The sequence below is a fragment of the Paraburkholderia antibiotica genome, assembly GCF_012927125.1.
GTDB classification, from domain to species: domain Bacteria; phylum Pseudomonadota; class Gammaproteobacteria; order Burkholderiales; family Burkholderiaceae; genus Paraburkholderia; species Paraburkholderia antibiotica.
Window position 1 is genome coordinate 71583 of record NZ_JABBFZ010000015.1, and the last position, 20924, is coordinate 92506.

Consider the following 20924-nt stretch of genomic DNA (forward strand, 5'->3'; position numbering starts at 1 on the left):
AATGAAACGCAAGTCCCTGTTCGCCCTTTCGGCAGTCGTCGTGGTTGCGGCTGCCGCACTCGTTCCCGTCCTCTGGTCGGGTGGCGACAATCTGCATGGCAGCGGCGCGGCCGTGGCGGCAACGCCCGCCGACCAGGCCGACCTGATCAAGAAGGGCGAGTACCTCGCCCGCGCCGGCGACTGTATCGCCTGCCATACGGTGCGCGGCGGCAAGCCGTTCGCCGGCGGCCTGCCGATGGCCACGCCGTTCGGCACGATGTTCACGCCGAACATCACGCCGGACGACCAGTACGGCATCGGCAAGTGGACCCAGGACGACTTCTATCGCGCGATGCACACCGGTCGCTCGAAGGACGGCAGCCTGCTCTATCCGGGCTTCCCGTTCACGAGCTACACGAAGGTCACGCGCGCCGACTCGGACGCGATCTACGCGTACCTGCGCTCGGTCACGCCGGTCAACGTGCCGAGCCGTCCGCACGAACTGAAATTCCCGTTCAACCAGCGCAACATGCTGATCGGCTGGCGCACGCTGTTCTTCCGTGAAGGCGAGTTCAAGCCGGATCCGACCAAGTCGGTCGAATGGAATCGCGGCGCGTACCTGGTCGAAGGCCTCGGTCACTGCGGCATGTGCCACACGTCGATCAACGCGATGGGCGGCCCGGTCAACTCGGCGGCGTTCGCCGGCGGTCTGATCCCGCTGCAGAACTGGTATGCGCCGTCGCTCACGTCGAACCGTGAAGCGGGTCTCGGCGACTGGGAACTGCAGGACATCGCCGATCTGCTGAAGACCGGCGTGTCGAACCGCGGCGCGGTGTTCGGTCCGATGGCCGAAGTCGTTCACAACAGCCTGCAGTATCTGTCGGACGAGGACATCAAGGCGATGGCCACGTACCTGAAGACGATCCCGCAGAAGAGCGAAGCACCGGAACCGCTGCAGCTCGAGACCTCGGAAAAGTTCGGTGGCGAACTGTTGAAGCAGGGTCAGAAGATCTACGCTGACAACTGCGCGAAGTGCCACGCGGAAAACGGTCTCGGCATGCCGCCGGCGTTCCCGCCGCTCGCGAACAACCAGTCGATCCAGATGCCGTCGGCGGTCAACCCGATCCGTATGGTGCTGAACGGCGGTTATCCGCCGAGCACGCAAGCGAACCCGCATCCGTACGGCATGCCGCCGTTCGCGCAGTCGCTGTCGAATCAGGAAGTCGCGGCGGTCGTGACGTACATCCGTATGTCCTGGGGCAACCACGGCACCGCCGTGTCGCCCCAGCAAGTGGCCGACCTGCGTTCGGCGCCGCTCGACTAAGCAGCGTTTGACGCACCCCGGGCGCGGCCTGCGAAATTCGCGGCCGCGCCCTTCGTTTTTTCAGGACCGGTATCATGTGGGCCCGTTTGTGTTGGTGGTCACCCTCGTGGGACCGCGCAGGAGGAAAGAGCCGTGCCGGTCGGTGAGCGTTTCAACAGCATTACCCATCTCGTCGGCGCCGTACTGTCGGTGGTGGGGCTGGCGACGCTCGTCACGATGGGCGCGCTCGCCGGCGACGCGTACAAGGTGGTCAGCTTCAGCGTGTACGGGGCGATGCTGTTCGTGCTGTACGCGATCTCGACGCTCTATCACAGCGTGAGCCATCCGCGTCTGAAGGCGATTCTGCAAAAATGCGATCATTCGGCGATCTACCTGCTGATCGCCGGCAGCTACACGCCGTTCACGCTCGTCACCTTGCGTGGACCATGGGGCTGGTCGCTATTCGGCGTAAGCTGGGGGCTTGCCGTCCTTGGCATCGTGCAGGAACTGACGCTCGGCAGACGCACCCGCAGCGTATCGATGGTGTTGTACGTGTTGATGGGATGGCTCGCGCTCGTAGCCGTCCGCCCGCTGGTGCAGGCGTTGCCGGCCGCGGGTACCGCATGGCTCGTGGCCGGCGGCGTCATCTATAGCGCCGGCATCTATTTCTTCATCAACGACGAGCGCATCCGCCACGGACATGGTATCTGGCACCTGTTCGTCCTGGCGGGCAGTCTGTGTCAATTCGTCAGTGTCGCGCGCTACGTTGCGTGACATTCCACGGCGGCGAATTGCAACTTAAGACCAGTCGACGTGTCTGCATAGCGCGTTGAAACATTCGGCACAGGTTTTGAGCGTGCCGCCGATTTCTCCGTGAACGGAACCGGGCTTCGGCCTCGAACACGCCATGAGGGCGTGTCGATGCCGCACTATTTTTTCCGCGTTGGGGTCCGCTGTGCCCCGCCGGCGACGTTCATGAAACTGCATTGCAAAGAGTTTTTATGTCTTTTGATTCCCTCGGCTTGTCCGAACCGCTGGTCCGCGCTGTCAACGAACTCGGCTACACCAGCCCGACTCCGATCCAGACCCAGGCGATCCCTGCTGTGCTCAACGGCGGCGACCTGCTCGCCGGCGCGCAGACCGGCACCGGCAAGACCGCCGGCTTCACGCTGCCGATCCTGCAGCGTCTCAATTCGATGCCGCCGGCCGCCGGCGGCAAGCGCGTGGTGCGCGCGCTGATCCTCACGCCGACGCGCGAGCTCGCCGCGCAGGTCGAGGAAAGCGTGCGTGCGTACGGCAAGTACCTGAAGCTGAAGTCGACCGTGATGTTCGGCGGCGTCGGCATCAATCCGCAGATCGATGCGTTGAAGCGCGGCGTCGACATCGTCGTCGCGACGCCGGGCCGCCTGCTCGATCACATGCAGCAGAAGACCATCGACCTGTCGCATCTCGAGATCCTCGTGCTCGACGAAGCGGACCGCATGCTCGACATGGGCTTCATCCACGACATCAAGCGCGTGCTCGCGAAGTTGCCGCCGAAGCGCCAGAACCTGCTGTTCTCGGCGACCTTCTCCGACGAGATCAAGACGCTCGCCGACAGCCTGCTCGATTCGCCGGCGCTGATCGAAGTCGCGCGTCGCAATACCACCGCCGAAACGGTCGCGCAGAAGATTCACCCGGTCGATCGCGACCGCAAGCGCGAACTGCTCACGCATCTGGTCCGCCAGCACAACTGGTTCCAGGTGCTGGTGTTCACGCGCACCAAGCACGGCGCGAACCGCCTCGCCGAGCAACTGACGAAGGACGGCATCAGCGCGCTCGCGATTCACGGCAACAAGAGCCAGTCGGCCCGTACGCGCGCGCTCGCCGAGTTCAAGGACGGCACGCTGCAGGTGCTGGTCGCGACCGACATCGCCGCGCGCGGCATCGATATCGATCAGCTGCCGCACGTGGTCAACTTCGATCTGCCGAACGTGCCGGAAGACTACGTGCACCGCATCGGCCGCACGGGTCGCGCGGGCGCGACCGGTGAAGCGGTGTCGCTCGTGTGCGTCGACGAACTGCAGTTGCTGAAGGACATCGAGAAGCTGATCAAGCGGCCGATTCCGCAGGAAGTGATCGCCGGGTTCGAGCCGGATCCGACCGCGAAGCCGGAGCCGATCCAGCGACGCGGCCAGGGCGGCGGCGGACGTTCGCCGCGTCAGGGCCAAGGCGCGGGACGTCGCGATGGCGCGGGTGCCAGTGGTGCTGGCAACGGCGCTGCGGCGAAGCCGGTTCAAGGCGCCGGTCAGCGTTCGTCGCAGGGCGCCGGCCAGCGCTCGGGTCAGCGTACCTCGAACGGTCAGCAGCCGGCACCGCGACCGCAAGGCGCGAAGCCGGCCGGCAACGGCGGTCAGCCGCGTCGCGACGCGCAACGGCACGACGATCGGCCGCGTAGCGCGTCGCACGACGGCACCGCCGCGCAGCATGCGCCGCGCAAGCCGCAGGGCAATCGCTCGCACAACGGCAATCCGGGCGCGTTGCTCGGCGGTGGCGCGAAGCCGCGCAACGATGCGCCGCGCAGCGCGCAGCCGTCGCGTAACGGTGAACGTAGTCGCTGAGTTGCGCCACTAAGTTGCGCCACTAAGTTGCGTCACTGAGTTACGTCGCTGAGTTGCATCCCTGAGGGGTGCGTCACCAGACTTCGCTCATCGGGCTCCGGTTTTCCGGAGCCCGTTTCGTTTGAAGGCCACGACTTTCCGCACGACGTGAACCGTTAGCCGCTCCCCCGCCGAAGACTAACGGCTGCTCGCCGCGGCAGCCCGCTTCAATTGCTCGACCTGCCGTTCCCATCGTTCGAGCACCGCACTCCCCTCGCCCTGTAGTTCGAACGTGATGCCGCCCGTCAGGCGCGCGTAACGCACGCTCTGCGCTTCGGCGGTATCGATCGAGCCAAGCAGGTAGACGAGGCCGCTGTCATCGCCTGCGACACCCGGCAATGGCGTGACTCGCAACTGCACCTGATAGAACGCCGCGTCGCACACGAAGCTCAAGGCCGCGCGGCCGCTTTGCGCGATCGCACGGGTCGCGCGCGCCTGCGGCCATAACGCGATGCACAGCGTGCGCGAATCGGGCGCATAGAGTTCGCCGACGCTGAGCAGCGACGTGCGCACGTGGCCGCTCGTCTCGACGCTCAACAACGACGCGGTGAAGCCCGTCTTGTCCGCCAGCGACGCGCCGTCGAACAATGCGCGCACATTCGCCGGCCATTCGTCGAACACGTTCTGTTCGAGCGGACGCGCGGAGGCTGATGGAGATGCGGGAGAGTCGCTCATACGATCGATCCGGTTGATGCTGACAAATGAGCTTGGCCAATGTGGCTGACAAATAAGGTCGGCGAAATTGAAGCGGCAAACGAGGTCGGCAAATGAAGCCACAAACGCAGCCGACCACCGAAGTCACCCCAGCCCGATCATGCCTCGAAAAAAGCAGAGCCCGCAGCAGCGGGCCCTTGCTTCGTCACGTCGTCAGTCACGCGACGACACACGCATCCGGCAGACGAGACACACGTAGTTTCAGCGAAAATTCAGCGAAAGAACACATGCTGCGTGATCTTCGCGAGCGGGTAATGCACGCCCGGCTGAATCCGCGCCGGCAACTCGAGCGGCTTGAGCAGCATCTTCACGCACATATCGGCCGACAGATTGCGCCGCACCAGCGTATTGATGCGCGCCGCGCGCTCGCGGTTATACGCGGAATCGTGCACGCGCTCCGGGTAGCGGATCGCGAACACATGCCGCAACGCGATCTCCGAATCTTCGTTCTTGATTTCCATCACGCGACGCATCAGCGCGCCGAGCACCGCGAGCCGGCCATTGCCCTCGATCCGGTTGTACTTCTTGAAGTATTTGAAAAAGTGCTTGTAGTGACGGACCTCGTCGGTGCGGATGTTGTCGGTGATCTGCTTGAGCACCGGTTCGTCCGAGCATTCGTTGATCGCGCGATACAGCGTCGCCGTACCTGTTTCGACCACGCAGCGCGCCACCATTTCGAGCGCGCGGGTCTTTTCGAAGCCTTCGACCGAGCAGGTCAGCGAATATTCGCTCATGAAATTGCGGAACGCGGTATCCCAGTCGAACTCGGGCCACACGTAGTTGATGTAGGTCTTCAACGCCCGGCCGTGCTGCATTTCCTCGTGCTCCCACTCGTTGTTGAGCCAGGCCGAGACTTCGGGATCGTCGTTGAAAAAGGTACTCAGATTGCTGGTGTAGAGATCGGTGCCGCTTTCGATAAACGAAGCCGCGCACAGCAATAGCAGCAGGTCGTCGTTGGCGGCGGCCTTCTGCCGGTCAATGCGCGTGAGATCGATGTCCTCGATCCGCCAGGGCATGACATGGTTCAGCTCTGTGTGCATCGTGTCTTGCTCCCATGCTGTACCGACCCGTGGAGCTGCTCGCAACTGCCCCCGCGCTCGCCGTGATGTTCTCCGTGCCGGATACAACGCCGTGAATTAGAGTTGGGCCTTGGTACTCTGCATGGTAGCCGGAGTTATCCGAGCATGCAGGGTACTGAGCACAGACCATGCCGTACTGGCGCAGTTCCAATTCCAAGATAGTCGAAATCTTCCAACGTATTAAAAACGGCAGGCCAATAACGAAAAAAGCCAGCTCGATGAGCTGGCTTTCGGGTCCGGCGGATACCGTCTGACAACCTCGCGAACAACCCCGCAAAGCAGGCCTGGCGGCCCTCACGGCGAGATCACCAGGCTTTGCGGCGAGGCAACGCGGCGACTTCAGGCTAGCTTCAGGCCGGCTGCACGCGTCCCTCTTCGACACGCCCGCGCCGCATACGCACCGCAACGATGATCAGCGACACGCCCGACAACACCGCCGCAAGCAGCACGTAATAACTTGGCGCAAGCTTGTCGCCCGTCAAATGAATGAAGGTTTCGACGATGGTCGGCGCAAAGCCGCCGAAGATCGTCACGCCGATGCTGTAGCCGATCGACAGACCCGTCGAGCGCACCTGGGTCGGGAAGATCTCCGACATCAGCGCGGGCATCGGCCCCGAGTACGCGGCCTTGAAAAGGCCGGCGACGCCTTGCAGCACGAGCAGCCAGCCGATCGTCGGATGCGTCTGCAACCATGCGAACATCGGATAGATCAGCGCGGCCATCAGGATCGACGTCGTCAGCATGATGCGAATCCGGCCGATGCGATCGGACAGCGCGCCCATGATCGGCGAAAAGATGAACTGCATGCCGCCATTCAGCATCACCACGCCGAACGACGCGGCCGCCGCCATATGCAGCTGCTTGACCGCATAGAGCGGCATATAGAGCTGCAGCACGTACACGCCGACCGTCGACTGCGCGACGATGCCGATCGCGAGCAGCAGATTGACCCACTGGTTCGAGAACGACGCGTCCTTCGTCTCGTCGACGACCTTGCGCTCGCCGGCCGCTTCGCGCGCCGCGCGTTCTTCGCGCAATGCGAGGAATTCGGGCGTTTCGTCGAGATGCGAGCGGATGTAGTAACCGACCGGCCCGACCAGCAGACCGAACACGAACGGCACGCGCCAGCCCCAGCTATTCAGATGCTCGGCCGGCAGGTAAGCGGTCAGCAGCGACCCGAAGGCCGCCGCGGTGATCGCCGCGAGACCCTGGCTCGCGAACTGCCAGCTCGCGTAATAGCCGCGACGCGACGCGCTGTGCTCGACCATGAACGCGGTCGCGCTGCCGAACTCGCCGCCCACCGCGAAGCCTTGCACGAGCCGCGCGAGCAGCACCAGCAGCGGCGCGACGAGACCGATCGACGAAAACGGCGGCATCACCGCCATCGTGAAAGTGCCGACCATCATCAGCGCGATCGCGAGCGTGAGCGCCGCCTTGCGGCCCTTGCGATCGCCGTAGACGCCGAGCACGACCGCGCCAAGCGGGCGCATCAGGAACGAGATGCCGAAGGTGGCGATGGCGAGCAGCGTCGAGAGCCACTCGTCCTGCATCGGGAAGAACTGTTTCGCGATGATCGTCGCGAAGTAGCCGTAGACGAGGAAGTCGAACCACTCGAGCGCGTTGCCGACCGACGACGAAAAAACGATCCGCCGCACCATCGCTTTCGAAAGCGGCGCGGCCGAGGTATGAGGGGATGCGTGCGCGGAACTCGACGCGGGGGTGTTCATAAGGGTCTCCTGCCTGTCTGATACTTGATATGACTTGATGCTTGAAACGTGATGCTTGAGGTTTGTGCACGGCGCTGGGCGTTGCATGCCGCATAGGCTGCATAGGCCGCATAGGCCACGCAAGCGCCTCGCAGATACGAACCCGCGCGGTGCGGTGCGCGGCCCGCTGAGCCGGCTCCGGCGCCTGCTCAGCGCGGCGCCGGCCCGGCGCACTCACGCGCGGCATACAACGCGCCGCGCGTCTCTTCTTCCCAAACGACAACGACGACGAACAGCGCTTCCTGAATCAGAAGCCCGCGGCGAGGCCGTCGCGACGGCTGTCGCTCGCCGCGACGTAACCGCGCTCCGGCTCGTTGCGATCGAGCTTCCAGATGAACTGGCCTGAGCCGAAGTCCATGTACGGATCGTCGACCGATTTGATCGTGTGGCCGAGCTTCTGCAGGCCCTCGGTGGTCTTCGGATCGAGCGTCGACTCGATATCGACCGTGAAGTCGCGGTTGACCTTCCAGCGCGGCGCATCGCACGCGGCCTGCGGCTGCTGACCGTAGTCGAGCATGCGCACCACCGTCTGCAGATGGCCTTGCGGCTGCATGTCGCCGCCCATCACACCGAAGCTCATCACCGCTTCCTGCTGGCCGTTGACCTGCTGCGTGAGGAACGCCGGGATGATCGTGTGGAACGGCCGCTTGCCGCCCTCGACGACGTTCGGCGACTTCGGATCCATCGAGAAGCCGCAGCCGCGGTTCTGCATCGCGATGCCGCTGTCCGGCACCACGATGCCCGAGCCGAAGCCCATGTAGTTCGACTGGATGAAGCTGACCATCATGCCGTTCTCGTCCGCGGCCGACATGTAGATCGTGCCGCCCGCCTTCGGCATGCCGAAGTCGAAGTGCGTCGCGCGCTTCGGATCGATCAGCTTCGCGCGCGAGGTGAGATACGCGTCGTCGAGCATCTGCTCGGGCGTTACTTCCATCGAACGCGGATCGGCGACGTAGCGATACAGGTCGGCGAACGCGAGCTTCATCGCTTCGATCTGCAGATGCTGCGACTCGACGCTGTCGACCTTCAGCGACTTCACGTCGAACTTCTCGAGAATGCCGAGCGCAACCAGCGCCGCGATGCCCTGGCCGTTCGGCGGAATCTCATGCACGGTGTAGCCGCGATAATCCTTGCCGATCGGCTCGACCCAGTCCGCGCGGTAGTTGCGCAGGTCGTCGGCGGTCAGGGCCGCGCCGCCTTCGCGCGCGAACGCGGCGATGCGCTCGGCGATCTCGCCTTCGTAGTACGCGCGCGGGCCTTGCTCGGCGAGTTGGCGCAGCGTCTTCGCGTGGCCGGGAAAGCGCACCAGCTCGCTCACTTCCGGCGCGCGGCCGCGCGGCATGAAGGTCTGCGCGAAGCCCGGCTGATCCTTCAGTTCCGGCACCGCGGCCGCCCACTTGTACGCGACGATGCTCGCTACCGCGTGACCGCGCTCGGCGATTTCGATGGCCGGCTCCATCAGGTCGGCGAACGGCAGTTTGCCGAACTTCTGGTGCAGCGCTTCCCAGCCGGCGATCACGCCCGGCACCGTCACCGCGTCCCAGCCGCGCTTGGGCTGCTTCGCGAGACCGTGTTCTTCACCGTACTTGCGCTTGAAGTAGTCGACGTTCCACGCGGCCGGCGACACGCCCGACGCGTTCAGCCCGTGCAGCTTCTTGCCGTCCCACACGAGCGCGAACGCATCGCCGCCGAGGCCGCACGACACCGGTTCGACGACCGTGATCGCCGCGGCTGCCGCGATCGCCGCGTCGACCGCATTGCCGCCCTTCCACAGCATGCGCAGACCGGCCTGCGCGGCGAGCGGATGCGACGTGGAGACGATATTGCGCGCGAATACGGGCAAACGTTGTGTCGGATAGGGGTTCTGCCAGTTGAAGCCAGTCATGTCGAACACTCTCGAAAGCGCGGCCCGGCACGGAAAGTCGCCGGACATCAGGGGAAGGTTGTAAAGCAGCTGAAATGCGGAACCCCGGATTGCAGCGCGAACCGGCCCAAAAAACAAATTCATTTATCAAATGAATAAATGCATAAGCCATCTGAATGGGGATTCGACACTGCGGCGCTCCGGTCACGAGGCGCGCGCGAGTTGACGGACAGGAGCGCCGATGGTCTTACAATAGCCGCAACCCGCTTGCCGGTAGCCGGATTTTCGGTCCGCGTTTCAGCCCGACTCCAGCTCACTCCCGGCTATTTCCAGCCCCTGTTCCGGCTGGATCGACGCCTCCGGCGAGCCGCGCCCCATCCACGATACGACACACATGACACGAGACCCCCGCCTGACTCTCAACGCCCGGCAACAGGAATTGCTGGAATGGGTGCAACGCGACGGCTTCGTAACCGTGGACGATCTCGCGAGCCACTTCGACGTGACGCCGCAGACGATCCGCCGCGACGTCAACTGGCTCGCCGACATGAACCTGCTGCGTCGCTACCACGGCGGCGCCAGCCTGCCGACCAGCTCGGAAAACGTCTCCTACACCGCGCGGCAGCGGATGTTCCACGACGAGAAGCGGCGCATCGCGACGCTAGTGGCCACTCACATTCCCGATCAGGCGTCGCTGTTCATCAATCTCGGCACCACCACCGAAGAAGTCGCGCGCGCGCTGAACCGGCATCGCGGCCTGCGCGTAATCACCAACAATCTGAACGTCGCGAGCATGATGAGCGGCTACCCCGATTGCGAGGTGCTGGTGACGGGCGGCATCGTGCGACCGTGGGACAAGGGCATCGTCGGCGAACTGGCGATCGACTTCATTCGCCAGTTCAAGGTCGACTTCGCGATCATCGGCACGTCGAGCATCGAGACCGACGGCACACTGCGCGATTTCGACACGCGCGAGGTGCGCGTCGCCGAGGCGATCATCGAGCACGCGCGCACTGTGTTTCTCGCCGCCGACCACTCGAAATTCGGCCGCCCGGCGCTGGTTCGCCAGGGCCATCTCGAGCAGATCGACGCGCTCTTCACCGACGCCGCCCCACCCGCCGACATGACCGAGATGCTGGGTGCCGTCAACTGCCAGGTCTATATCGCCGACTAATATCGCCGACCAGGCAGGCGGCCTCGCGCCAGCCGCTCATCGGCGATTCGCCACGCGTTCGTCAGATGGATGACAGCCGGCCCAGGCGTTCGCCGCCATGTTGCGGCGCACGCAAAACTTCGAGTGAAATCAAGGATTAGCGCGCGATCGCGGACCGCCGCTTGGGCCGCGAATTGTCAAACGGAAAATTTGCGGGGGCCGGGTTGGCGTTTCATCGGTGCTCGCCTACACTCCAGTTCCCCGGCGTTGCGTGCGTGCTGCGCGCCGCGCCCGTAGTGTGAATCTGTCGTGTAAGCCGTACTTCCCGCCCTGATCTTCCCGCGGCCCCCGCACCGGCCTCCCCGGCTGCTTGCAAGGTTGCCCGCGATTGCCTGACATGGAGAGAACGATGCTGAGTCCGCATGAATTCGCCACGTTGTTGCTCGTCAAGGACGCCCCCAATCAGGTCGACATGGACCGAGAAGAACTCGACGCTTTGCTCGAACGCCAACTGGTGCAACTCGAACGCCTCGCATCGGGCAACGAGCAGTGGAGCGTGACGGAAAGCGGCGACGACGCGCTGCGGGCCATCAAACGTTTTTCGTAGGATCGGGTTCCGGTGTCCGACCGGCTTCTCTCTCGCCGGTTTTTCCGCTGGTTTTCTGCCGGAGCGTCTCCGCCTGACCGCCGACGTCGTCATATCGGCGTTGCCGGCCAGGATGCGCGGTTCGCGCACACCTGTCGTCCGGTTTATCCAGATTGCAACTCGCTTCGCATAGCAACGGGCCGCCTTCGCGGCCCTTTTGTTGTGTGGTTGTGCGCAAATCCTTTACACAGTAAATTCATGCGACGGACTTCCAGCCCTCGCGCATGCCCAAAACGCTCTCCCCCGAAGACATCCAGCAGTTTCGCGAAGCCATGCGGCGCGTCGCTGAAAACGCGTTCGCGACGCGCGGCGCACAAGGCGTCACGATGCGCGAACTGGCGAAGGAGCTGGGCTGCAGCGCGATGACGCCATACCGCTACTTTCGCGACAAGGACGACATTCTCGCGATGGTCCGCGCCGCCGCGTTCAACCGCTTTGCGGCGCGCCTCGAAGCGGCCGCGCAAAACATCCCCGCCGCCGCCTCCGCCATCGATCACAGCGCGGTGAGTTACGCGTACGTCGCGTTCGCGCTCGACGAACCGCATGCCTATCGCCTGCTGTTCGATCAGACGCCGCAGCAGCAAAGTGCTTATCCCGAATTGGCGGCGGCGTCGCAGCGCGCGTGGCGTCTGCTCGGCGCGCATTTCGAGCGGCTCGTCGCGGCGGGCGTGCTCGAAGGCGATCCGGCGTTGATCGGTTACGCGTACTGGACCAGCCTGCACGGCTTCACGATGCTGGCGCTGGCGAACCAGTTGCCGTTGCCGGCCGCGCAGCAGACCGATACCGACGGCGACGCCACGACGGCCGCGCACGAGCCGTCGCGCGAAGCGGTGTTCGCGCAGATTCTGCGGATGTTGTGGCGCGGGGCGCTGCCGCAGCGAAACTGAATCCGCGCGCCCACGCCAGGAGAGCGGCGCCGGTCCAAAGATTCATCGCGCCGCCCGCTCCCACGGCAACGTCACATCGGGAACTCATCGTTCCGGCAGCAACGTCCATCGACCGGAGACCGCTGCGTCAAAGCCCCCGTGCCTCAACCGCTACGCAAAGTCGGATCCGCCGCCGCGCGCCATCCGATCGCCTTCGCCCGCTGCTCATTAAAGAACCCGACCCACTGATTACGCACCTTCGGGTCGCTGCTGAGCGCCTCGCTCGCATGGCGCTGCGCGATCGATGCCTGGAACGCGCAGAAATCGTCCTTCGACAGCCGGCCGCGCCGGTTCGCCACGTAGGCGTCGAAGAAGGTCGTATAGACGGCCTGCGCGTCGGGGCCGTAGTCGACGGTCTGCGGCGAACACATCTGCTGTAACGCTTCGAACGACGTCGCGCCCCTCGTTCCCTCCAGGCTCGGCGTGCTCACGCACCCCGCCAGAAGCGCCGCGGCGCCGATCATCAAAAGTCCACGCATTCATCACCTCGAAATGGCTGCTGTCGAGAGTATCGTCCGCGACCGCGCGTTGCGCCACTCCTCCGGCCATCCGGCCAGGTCTGACCCGGATCAATGAACTTTACTTTTTCGAATGTGTTCATTAAAGTTCGAAAACGAACATCATCCGTTCGATTCACTTTCCAACATCCGATTCGGTGTCCGGATTCGACCAGAGGACTCAGCAGGTGGCGCAAGGCTCGAAATACGATTTGCTCGTCGTGGGCGGCGGGATCAACGGTGCCGGCATCGCGCGCGACGCGGCCGGCCGTGGCCTGTCGGTGCTGTTGTGCGAGCAGGACGATCTGGCCGCGCATACGTCGTCGGCGAGCACCAAGCTGATTCACGGCGGCCTGCGCTACCTCGAATACCGCGAGTTCGGACTGGTGCGCAAAGCGCTGCTGGAACGCGAGACGCTGCTACGCGCCGCGCCGCACATCATGTGGCCGCTGCGTTTCGTGATGCCGCATATGCCGGACCTGCGCCCGGCCTGGCTGATCCGCGCCGGCCTGTTCCTGTACGACCACCTGGCGAAGCGCGAACTGCTGCCGGGCTCGCGCGGTATCGTGATGGCGAAGCACCCGGCCGGCGCGCCGCTCGTCGATTCGATCCGGCGCGGCTTCGTCTATTCGGACGGCTGGGTCAACGACGCACGCCTCGTCGTGCTGAACGCGCTCGACGCGCACGAGCGCGGCGCGACGATCCTCACGCGCACGAAGCTGGTCGGCGCACAGCGCACGGGCGACGAGTGGCGCGCGCAACTGCGCCAGGCGGACGGCACGACGCTCGACGTGCGCGCCGCCGCGATCGCCAACGCGGCGGGCCCGTGGGTCGGCGAACTGCTGAAGGGCGCGCTCGGCCGGCCGGCGTCGCATAGCGTGCGGCTCGTCAAGGGCAGCCACATCGTCACGCGGCGGCTGTTCGAGCACGACCACGCGTACATCTTCCAGAATCCGGACAAGCGGATCATCTTCGCGATTCCGTACGAACACGACTACACGCTGATCGGCACGACCGACCTCGAATATCGCGGCGACCCATCGCAAGTCGCGATCGACGCGAACGAAACGCAGTATCTGTGCGACTCGATCAACCGCTACTTCAAGCAGAAGATCTCGCCCGCCGACGTGCGCTGGAGCTATTCGGGCGTGCGGCCGCTGCTCGAAGACGAGAACGCGGAGAACGCATCGGCGGTCACGCGCGACTACTCGCTCGAACTCGACGCGCCCGCGGGCGAAGCGCCGCTGCTGTCGGTGTTCGGCGGCAAGATCACGACCTTTCGCAAGCTCGCCGAACAGGCGGTCGACACGCTCGCCGAGGCACTGCGCCACAGCGCGCCCGCGTGGACCGTCGGCGCGGCGCTGCCTGGGGGCGATATCGCGCATGCGAACTTCAACCGCTTCCTCGGCGAGTTCTCGCGCGAGCATGCGTGGCTGCCGGCGTCGCTCGCGCATCGGCTCGCGCGCGCTTATGGCACGCGCGCGCATCGCGTGCTCGGCAATGCACGCTCGCTCGCCGAGCTCGGTCACGAATTCGCGCCGGGGCTTTACGAAGCGGAACTGGTTTATCTGCGCGACACCGAATGGGCGCGCGATGCACAGGACGTGTTGTGGCGGCGCTCGAAGCTCGGTCTGCACGTCGTGCCGGGCACGCTGGAGCAGGTGACGCGCGACATCGACGGCTGGTTCGCGCGCGAACCGGTGCGGCAGAGCGCGTAAGCGGTAAACGAACGGCGGACGAAAGACGGCAAGCGGCGGACTGCAAACAGCGAACGATAAGCGGTAAGCGGATACAGGCTGGCATAAGCAGGCACACGCGGGCACAGGCAGGTACAAGCGCACGCAGGCAGGAGGCACGGACAAGCGGGCCTCGACGACCTCAAGCGGACCCCGGCGGCCTTGGGCGCCCCAACCGGTGCCAGGCCACCGCCGAACCTCCCAACCCAGCCCGAACGCACGTAGCCGCCCCGCATCTCCGACTGGACGACGCCCGCCCGCGCCATCACACTATCGCGGCCGCTCGACAACAACGCGTCACCATACGCCACAACGCGCCGCCACCCGCCGCGCCCATCGCCGACCGGAAGTCCGGCGATCCGTAACATGCATGGAGAAGAGACAATGCAGGATCAGTACGTCCTCGCGCTTGACCAAGGCACCACCAGCTCGCGCGCGATGCTGTTCGACCGGCTCGGCAACATCGTGTCGACCGCGCAGAAGGAATTCCAGCAGATCTACCCGCACCCCGGCTGGGTCGAGCACGACCCGCAGGAAATCTGGTCGACCCAGGCCGGCGTCGCCGCCGAGGCGGTCACGCGCGCTGGCATGAACGGCACGTCGATCGCGGCAATCGGCATCACCAACCAGCGCGAAACCACCATCGTGTGGGATCGCGAAACCGGCCAGCCGATCTACAACGCGATCGTCTGGCAGGACCGCCGCACCGCCGACTTCTGCGACGAACTGAAAGCGCAGGGGCTCGAAGCAAGCGTGCGCGCGAAGACCGGCCTGCCAATCGACTCGTACTTTTCCGCGACCAAGATCCGCTGGATTCTCGACAACGTCGCGGGCGCACGCGAAAAAGCACGCCAGGGCCGGCTCGCATTCGGCACCGTCGACAGCTGGCTGGTGTGGAATTTCACCAAGGGCGCGCTGCACATCACCGACGTGACCAACGCGTCGCGCACGATGCTGTTCAACATCCACACGCTGAAGTGGGACGACGAGCTGCTCGACGCGCTCGACATTCCACGCAGCATGCTGCCGGAAGTGCGGCCGTCCTCGGAGGTCTATGGGCCGACCGTGACCACCGTGTTCGCGTCGAAGATTCCGCTCGCGGGCATCGCCGGCGATCAGCACGCCGCGCTGTTCGGCCAGATGTGCACCGAGTCGGGCATGGTGAAGAACACCTACGGCACCGGCTGCTTCCTCGTGATGAACACGGGCGCGAAGCCGATCGAATCGAACAACAATCTCGTCACGACGATCGCCTGGCAGATCGGCGAGCGCGTCGACTATGCGCTCGAAGGCAGCATCTTTATCGGCGGCGCGGTCGTGCAGTGGCTGCGCGACGGCCTCGGCATCATCAAGAACGCGGCGGAGATCGAAACGCTCGCGCGCGGCGTGCCGCATTGCGACGGTGTGTATCTCGTGCCCGCCTTCGCCGGGCTCGGCGCGCCGCACTGGAACGCGCATGCGCGCGGCACGCTGTTCGGCGTCACGCGCGGCACGACGTCCGCGCACATCGCGCGCGCGGCGCTCGATTCGATCGCGTATCAATCGGTCGACGTGCTGAAGGCGATGGAAGCCGACTCGGGCATCCGCATCGGTGAATTGCGGGTCGACGGCGGCGCCTGCGCGAACAATCTGCTGATGCAGTTCCAGGCCGATATTCTCGGCGTCGACGCGGTGCGCCCGAAGGTGTCGGAGACGACCGCGCTCGGCGCGGCCTATCTGGCCGGTCTCGCGGTCGGCTACTGGAAGGACATCGACGAACTGAAGAGCCAGTGGAAGCTCGAGCACCGCTTCACGCCGGCGCTGCCGCACGCGGAGGTCAAGTCGTGTCTCGAAGGCTGGCAGCGCGCAATTCGCGCGGCGAAGGCGTGGGCGGACATGCCGTAACGGCGCGAACGCGACGCAAGTGTTGCAAGCCGGCGGCTATGGCGGGAGTTGCTGGCAGGCAGAGCGGCAGCAGCCGATCTGCCGAAGCCACCGGCAGGTCGCGCGGGCGAAAGCACGTATCATGATGCTTTTACGGCGCGCTTGATGGCGCGTTTTTAACCGCACGCTTGTTATCGCGCGCGGCTCATCGCGAGATACGGCCCGCAATCCGCGCAATCCGTTCGCTCGCGCGCGGTCCGCTTACCGCGCTCACCGCGTTTATAGCTTCCCCTGGCATGATCGACCATCTCATCTGTGACTGCGACGGCGTGCTCGTCGACAGTGAAGTCATCGCCGATCGCGTAATGTTCGACACGCTGACGGCCACCCTCCCCGGCATCGATTTCGCCCCCGTCGTCAAGACCGCGTTCGGCCAGCAGACCTCGCGCTTTCTCGCCGGCATCGAAAAGCAGTTCGATGTCACGCTGCCCGCTGACTTCCTCGACACGATCGAGCACAACGTCGAGCTTGCGCTTGCGTCGTCGCTGAGTCCGATCAACGGCGTGCGCGACGCGCTGCAACGCGTGACGCTGCCGGTCGCGGTCGTGTCGAACAGCCGCATGACGCGCGTCAGCGCTTCCGTGCGGCGCGCGGGCCTGCAACAGATTTTCGGCGAGCGCGTATTCAGCGCCGAACAGGTCGCGCGGCCGAAGCCCTATCCCGATGTGTATCTGTTCGCCGCGCAAACGCTCGGCGTCGCGCCGGCGCGCTGCCTCGTCGTCGAAGACAGCGTCGCGGGTCTGAACGCGGCGCGCGCGGCCGGCATGAAGACGATCGCGTTCGTCGGCGCGAGCCATATTCCCGACGGCTACGCGGATGCGCTGCGCGCGATGGGCATCACGCGGATCATGAAGCACATGGACGAATTGCCGGCGCTCGTCGAAGCGGGCGTGCGCGGCGAGTTCGGCGACGTGCAGTCGTAAGCCACCGCAGTCATAAGTCACATTACGTCGCGCGATCGCGGCGCGGGCGGATAGCAAAAGGCCGGTTCACATGAACCGGCCTTTTGCATTCGGGCTTAGTCCAACGCCCTGTCCCGCACCGCCTCCTCACGCGTCGCGCCCGCCGCCGGCACGTCCCAGCGCGGCGGCGTCTCCGCCCGCAACGTCACACGAAACGCGCGCGCCTCGGTGTCGCCGGGATTGCGTAGGCTGTGCGGCTGATCGGCGTCGAACACGATCGCGTCGCCGGTCGCGAGCAACTGGCGACGGTCGTGCACGCTGACTTCGAGCGTGCCGTCGCTGACCACGAGATTCACCGTCGTGCCCGGCGCGCGACGCACGCCCGCTTCGGTATGCAGCGGCGCGATACGCAGCTCGTGAAACTCGGCGACGGCCGATTCGTCGTTGGGATACAGCGGCCGCGCCGAGTAGCGTCCGTTCGCGCTGACGACGCGCGTCGAGCGCTCGGCCGGCAGATGCTCGAAGCCGTTGGTCGCGTGTCGCCGCAGGAACGCCGCCACCGACACCTTCAACGCCGCCGCCACCTTGCACAGCACCTTGATCGACGGCACGCTGCGCGCCGACTCGATCTGCGCGAGCATCGCGCGCGATACGCCCGAGGCCCGCGCGAGCGCGTCGAGCGACAGCTGCCGCTCGGCGCGTAGTCGGGCGAGATTCACGCCGACGAGTTGTTCGAGCGCATCGAAGGCTTCGGGCGAATGCGGCGCGGCGTTGGTGTCGGTATCGGTATCGACTGTGGCATCCACTCCAGCGCTCGCCGTGCTATCGGCAGCGCCATACACAGCAGCATCCACGACGGAACGAACAGCGCTGTCGGCAGCCGCCGACGGATCGCGAACCAGCGCGAGCGGGAAATGCATATTGGCCTCCAGAGCGCCGCCGGGCGACGCAAAAGCAGTGAGTGGAAGCAAGATAGCATCGGCTTTCGCCCCGCCCAACGAAGTTATCTTCACACTGTTATCAGCATTGCGGAGACAAGCACTTCACGCCCGCTGCGCAACCGGCGCGGCCGGCGCATCCATGCGCGCGGCGAACCACGTGAGCAGCAGCGCCGCGATGCTGACCGCCGCCGCGACCCACGGCAGGGTATCGAGCGCATGGCCGTGACCGATCACCAGACCGCCGAGCCACGCGCCCGCCGCATTGCCGACGTTGAACGCGCCGATGTTCAGCGTCGACGCGAGATTCGGCGCGGCCGCCGCCTTCTCGACCACCCGCATCTGCAGCGGCGGCACTGTCGCGAACGCCGCGATGCCCCACACGAACACCGTGATCGCCGCGGCCACCTGCGAGTGGCTGGTGCGCGCGAAGATCGCCATCACCACCGCGAGCGCCACCAGAATGCCCATCAGCGACGGCATCAGCGCGCGATCCGCGAGCTTGCCGCCGACCATGTTGCCGATCGTCAGGCCCACGCCGAACAGCACGAGAATCAGCGTCACGCCGCGCGGCGAGAAGCCGCTCACCTGTTCGAGGATCGGCGCGATATAGGTGAACACGACGAACACGCCGCCGAAGCCGAGCACCGTCATTCCGAGCGCGGTCCAGACCTGCGGGTCCTTCAGCACGCGCACTTCGTGGCCGAGGCCAGCCGGGCCGTGATCGTGGCGGTTCGGCAGCAACGCGCTGACGCCCGCGAGCGACAGCACGCCGAAGCCGCTGACGATCCAGAACGCCGCGCGCCAGCCGAACTGCTGGCCGATGAACGTCCCGAACGGCACGCCGAGCACGTTCGCGAGCGTGAGCCCCGTGAACATCAGCGCGATGGCGCTCGCGCGCTTCTCGACCGGCACGAGCGACGCCGCGACCACCGCGCCGATGCCGAAGAACGAGCCGTGCGCGAACGACGTCACCACGCGCGCGACCATCAGTACCGGATAGCTCGGCGCGACCGCGCACAGCACGTTGCCAACGATGAACACGCCCATCAGCAGTTGCAGCGCAAACTTGCGCGACATGCGGCTAGTGATCACCGCGAGCAACGGCGCGCCGACCGCGACGCCGAGCGCATAGCCGCTCACCAGCAACCCCGCCGACGGAATCGAGACGGCCAGGTCGCGCGCGACTTCGGGCAACAGGCCCATGATGACGAATTCGGTCGTACCGATCGCGAAGGCGCTGATCGCGAGGGCAAGTAAGGGAATGGGCATTTTTCTGCTCCGGGAAGAATGAGAGGGGATCAGCGAAAGCGGCGAAATCAGGCGGCGCTCACGAATTCAACGACGACACCGGGCGCGAGCGCGACGAACAGTTGCCGCTCCGCCCGTTGCGCGTCGCTCGGCGGCACCTGCGCGGTTTGATAACCGATGCCGGCCGCGTCGAGCCGGCCAAGGAGCGCCTGCCACTCGGCGGCGGTATCGAGCCGGAACGCGATGTGATCGATGCGCGGCGCGACCCGACCGGCGGGGGCCGTTGCTCGCGCGCCGACCAGATGCACGACCGGGCGGCCATTGGCGTACAGCCAGTGGCCATCGAACGAAAACGGCGGACGGGGGCCGTCGGTGAGGCCGGAGATCTCGACGAAGAAATGCCGGACGGCGTCGAGTTCGGCAGTGACGATGGTGGCGTGATCGAGTTGCATGGTGATCGGGACGGCCTTGAGGGTGTTGATGGCGGCATTATCGCGGCCCGGCGCCATTTTGATAATTGGCGTAGCATTTGAATCATTTTCAAATTATTTTTGAAAGCGAGCGATGGACAATCTCGGCGACATCCGCCTCTTCGTCGAAGCGGCGCAGCAAGGCAGCCTGTCGGCGGCGGGCCGCAAGCTGGGCCTGACGCCCGCCGCCGCGAGCGCGCGGCTCGCGAAACTCGAAACGAACCTGAAGGCGCGGCTGTTCGAGCGCACCACGCGGCAATTGCGGCTCACCGACGAAGGCCGGCTCTATCTCAACTGCTGCCGCCAGGCGCTGCAATCGCTCGACGCCGCCGAGGCCGCGCTACAAGCCGGCCAGGGCGTGGTGCGCGGCAAGGTGCGAATCTCGACGACCTCGGACTTCGGCCGCAACCTGCTGCTGCACTGGCTCGACGAATTCAACGCGCGGTATCCGGAAGTGACGTTTGCGCTGACGCTGTCGGATGCGCTCGCGAATCTGGTGCAGGAAGACATCGATCTGGCGATCCGCTTCGGCGTGCCGCGCGACAGCTCGCTGGTCGCGCGCCGGCTCGCGCCGAACCGGCGGGTGCTGTGCGCGTCGCCCGCGTATATCGCGCGACGCGGCGAGCCGAAAGATCCGCTCGACCTCGCCCATTTCGACTGCATCGTGCTCGGCACCGCATCGGGGCCGGCCAGCGAATGGCGCTTCACGCGCGGCGACGAGGTGCAGCACTACAGCGTGCCGTTCGAAACCGCGCGCGAAACCAACGACGGCGCGGTCGCGCGCGAATGGGCGCTGCGCGGCTACGGCATCGCGATCAAATCGATGTGGGACGTGGAAGCGGACCTGCGCGCCGGCCGCCTGAAGATCCTGCTGCCCGAGTGGCGCTACCCGGATGCGCCGCTGCACGCGCTGTATCACCGCAACCGCTTCATGGCGCCGCGCGTGCGCGTGCTGCTCGATTTCCTGAGCGAGCGTTTCGCGCAGGTATCGGATGAACTGGAAAGTTTGCTGGGCCTGCCGCAGGAGCCGCCGGCGCGGCGCGGCGGGGTCAAAAGCCCCGCTGCATGAAGGGCTATAATATCGAGTTACGCTGCCAGGCCATCCGCGAGCCAGCCCCGCCTGGCTCGAACGCGGCCC

At 65.4% G+C, this 20924-nt stretch carries 18 protein-coding genes; 10 read left to right on the top strand and 8 right to left on the bottom strand.

Annotated elements, in window-relative coordinates; all coding sequences use genetic code 11:
- The first annotated feature begins 1 nt into the window (after position 1).
- The 3 genes from HHL14_RS22480 to HHL14_RS22490 all read left to right on the top strand — a co-directional run bounded on the left by HHL14_RS22480 (position 2) and on the right by HHL14_RS22490 (position 3882).
- Positions 2–1303 (top strand): c-type cytochrome, encoded by a 1302-nt coding sequence (locus HHL14_RS22480; RefSeq protein ID WP_169499813.1) that lies wholly within the window; start codon positions 2–4, stop codon positions 1301–1303.
- A 132-nt stretch (positions 1304–1435) separates the two neighbouring features.
- A complete protein-coding gene (gene trhA / locus HHL14_RS22485) occupies positions 1436–2056 on the top strand; it encodes a PAQR family membrane homeostasis protein TrhA (protein ID WP_169499814.1) in 621 nt (206 codons plus the stop codon).
- Between the two features lie 227 nt (positions 2057–2283).
- Positions 2284–3882 carry a DEAD/DEAH box helicase gene (locus tag HHL14_RS22490; RefSeq protein ID WP_169499815.1) on the top strand — a complete coding sequence of 533 codons (1599 nt, stop codon included), beginning with the start codon at positions 2284–2286 and terminating at the stop codon, positions 3880–3882.
- 177 nt (positions 3883–4059) lie between these two features.
- On the opposite strand, the gene HHL14_RS22495 is transcribed toward HHL14_RS22490, so the two are convergent.
- From HHL14_RS22495 to ggt, 4 genes are all read right to left on the bottom strand, one after another.
- Positions 4060–4596: a hypothetical protein gene (locus HHL14_RS22495; RefSeq protein ID WP_169499816.1), complete on the bottom strand. Its 537-nt coding sequence runs from the start codon at positions 4594–4596 to the stop codon at positions 4060–4062.
- Positions 4597–4847: 251 nt separating this feature from the next.
- Positions 4848–5675: a ferritin-like domain-containing protein gene (locus tag HHL14_RS22500; protein WP_169499817.1), complete on the bottom strand. Its 828-nt coding sequence runs from the start codon at positions 5673–5675 to the stop codon at positions 4848–4850.
- A 389-nt stretch (positions 5676–6064) separates the two neighbouring features.
- Positions 6065–7441 carry an MFS transporter gene (locus tag HHL14_RS22505; RefSeq protein ID WP_169499818.1) on the bottom strand — a complete coding sequence of 459 codons (1377 nt, stop codon included), beginning with the start codon at positions 7439–7441 and terminating at the stop codon, positions 6065–6067.
- 286 nt (positions 7442–7727) lie between these two features.
- Positions 7728–9365: a gamma-glutamyltransferase gene (gene ggt / locus HHL14_RS22510; RefSeq protein WP_169499819.1), complete on the bottom strand. Its 1638-nt coding sequence runs from the start codon at positions 9363–9365 to the stop codon at positions 7728–7730.
- Between the two features lie 373 nt (positions 9366–9738).
- Here ggt and HHL14_RS22515 point away from each other — a divergent pair, with 373 nt between their 5' ends.
- The 3 genes from HHL14_RS22515 (at position 9739) to HHL14_RS22525 (ending at position 12030) form a co-directional block, all read left to right on the top strand.
- Positions 9739–10518 carry a DeoR/GlpR family DNA-binding transcription regulator gene (locus tag HHL14_RS22515; protein ID WP_169499820.1) on the top strand — a complete coding sequence of 260 codons (780 nt, stop codon included), beginning with the start codon at positions 9739–9741 and terminating at the stop codon, positions 10516–10518.
- Positions 10519–10906: 388 nt separating this feature from the next.
- Positions 10907–11104, top strand: a complete 198-nt coding sequence (locus tag HHL14_RS22520) for a hypothetical protein (RefSeq protein ID WP_075302730.1) — start codon at positions 10907–10909, stop codon at positions 11102–11104.
- 263 nt (positions 11105–11367) lie between these two features.
- A complete protein-coding gene (locus HHL14_RS22525; protein WP_169499821.1) occupies positions 11368–12030 on the top strand; it encodes a TetR/AcrR family transcriptional regulator in 663 nt (220 codons plus the stop codon).
- Positions 12031–12173: 143 nt separating this feature from the next.
- On the opposite strand, the gene HHL14_RS22530 is transcribed toward HHL14_RS22525, so the two are convergent.
- The gene (locus tag HHL14_RS22530; protein ID WP_169499822.1) at positions 12174–12533 is read right to left on the bottom strand and encodes a hypothetical protein; all 360 of its coding nucleotides are present in this window, start codon (positions 12531–12533) and stop codon (positions 12174–12176) included.
- 221 nt (positions 12534–12754) lie between these two features.
- Between HHL14_RS22530 and glpD the strand changes: the two genes are divergently transcribed.
- The 3 genes from glpD (at position 12755) to HHL14_RS22545 (ending at position 17148) form a co-directional block, all read left to right on the top strand.
- Positions 12755–14284 (top strand): glycerol-3-phosphate dehydrogenase, encoded by a 1530-nt coding sequence (glpD, locus tag HHL14_RS22535; protein ID WP_169499823.1) that lies wholly within the window; start codon positions 12755–12757, stop codon positions 14282–14284.
- Between the two features lie 402 nt (positions 14285–14686).
- Positions 14687–16186, top strand: a complete 1500-nt coding sequence (glpK, locus tag HHL14_RS22540; RefSeq protein WP_169499824.1) for a glycerol kinase GlpK — start codon at positions 14687–14689, stop codon at positions 16184–16186.
- Positions 16187–16461: 275 nt separating this feature from the next.
- A complete protein-coding gene (locus HHL14_RS22545) occupies positions 16462–17148 on the top strand; it encodes an HAD family hydrolase (protein ID WP_169499825.1) in 687 nt (228 codons plus the stop codon).
- Between the two features lie 95 nt (positions 17149–17243).
- Here HHL14_RS22545 and HHL14_RS22550 read toward each other — a convergent pair whose 3' ends face one another.
- The 3 genes from HHL14_RS22550 to HHL14_RS22560 all read right to left on the bottom strand — a co-directional run bounded on the left by HHL14_RS22550 (position 17244) and on the right by HHL14_RS22560 (position 19768).
- On the bottom strand, positions 17244–18047 hold the full coding sequence (locus HHL14_RS22550) for a helix-turn-helix domain-containing protein (RefSeq protein ID WP_230413161.1): 804 nt from the start codon (positions 18045–18047) through the stop codon (positions 17244–17246).
- A gap of 123 nt (positions 18048–18170) precedes the next feature.
- Positions 18171–19337 carry an MFS transporter gene (locus HHL14_RS22555; RefSeq protein WP_169499826.1) on the bottom strand — a complete coding sequence of 389 codons (1167 nt, stop codon included), beginning with the start codon at positions 19335–19337 and terminating at the stop codon, positions 18171–18173.
- A gap of 47 nt (positions 19338–19384) precedes the next feature.
- Entirely contained in the window at positions 19385–19768 is a 384-nt protein-coding gene (locus tag HHL14_RS22560; protein WP_169499929.1) for a VOC family protein, read from the bottom strand.
- Positions 19769–19880: 112 nt separating this feature from the next.
- Here HHL14_RS22560 and HHL14_RS22565 point away from each other — a divergent pair, with 112 nt between their 5' ends.
- Positions 19881–20855, top strand: a complete 975-nt coding sequence (locus HHL14_RS22565) for a LysR family transcriptional regulator (protein ID WP_169499827.1) — start codon at positions 19881–19883, stop codon at positions 20853–20855.
- Positions 20856–20924: the final 69 nt, after the last annotated feature.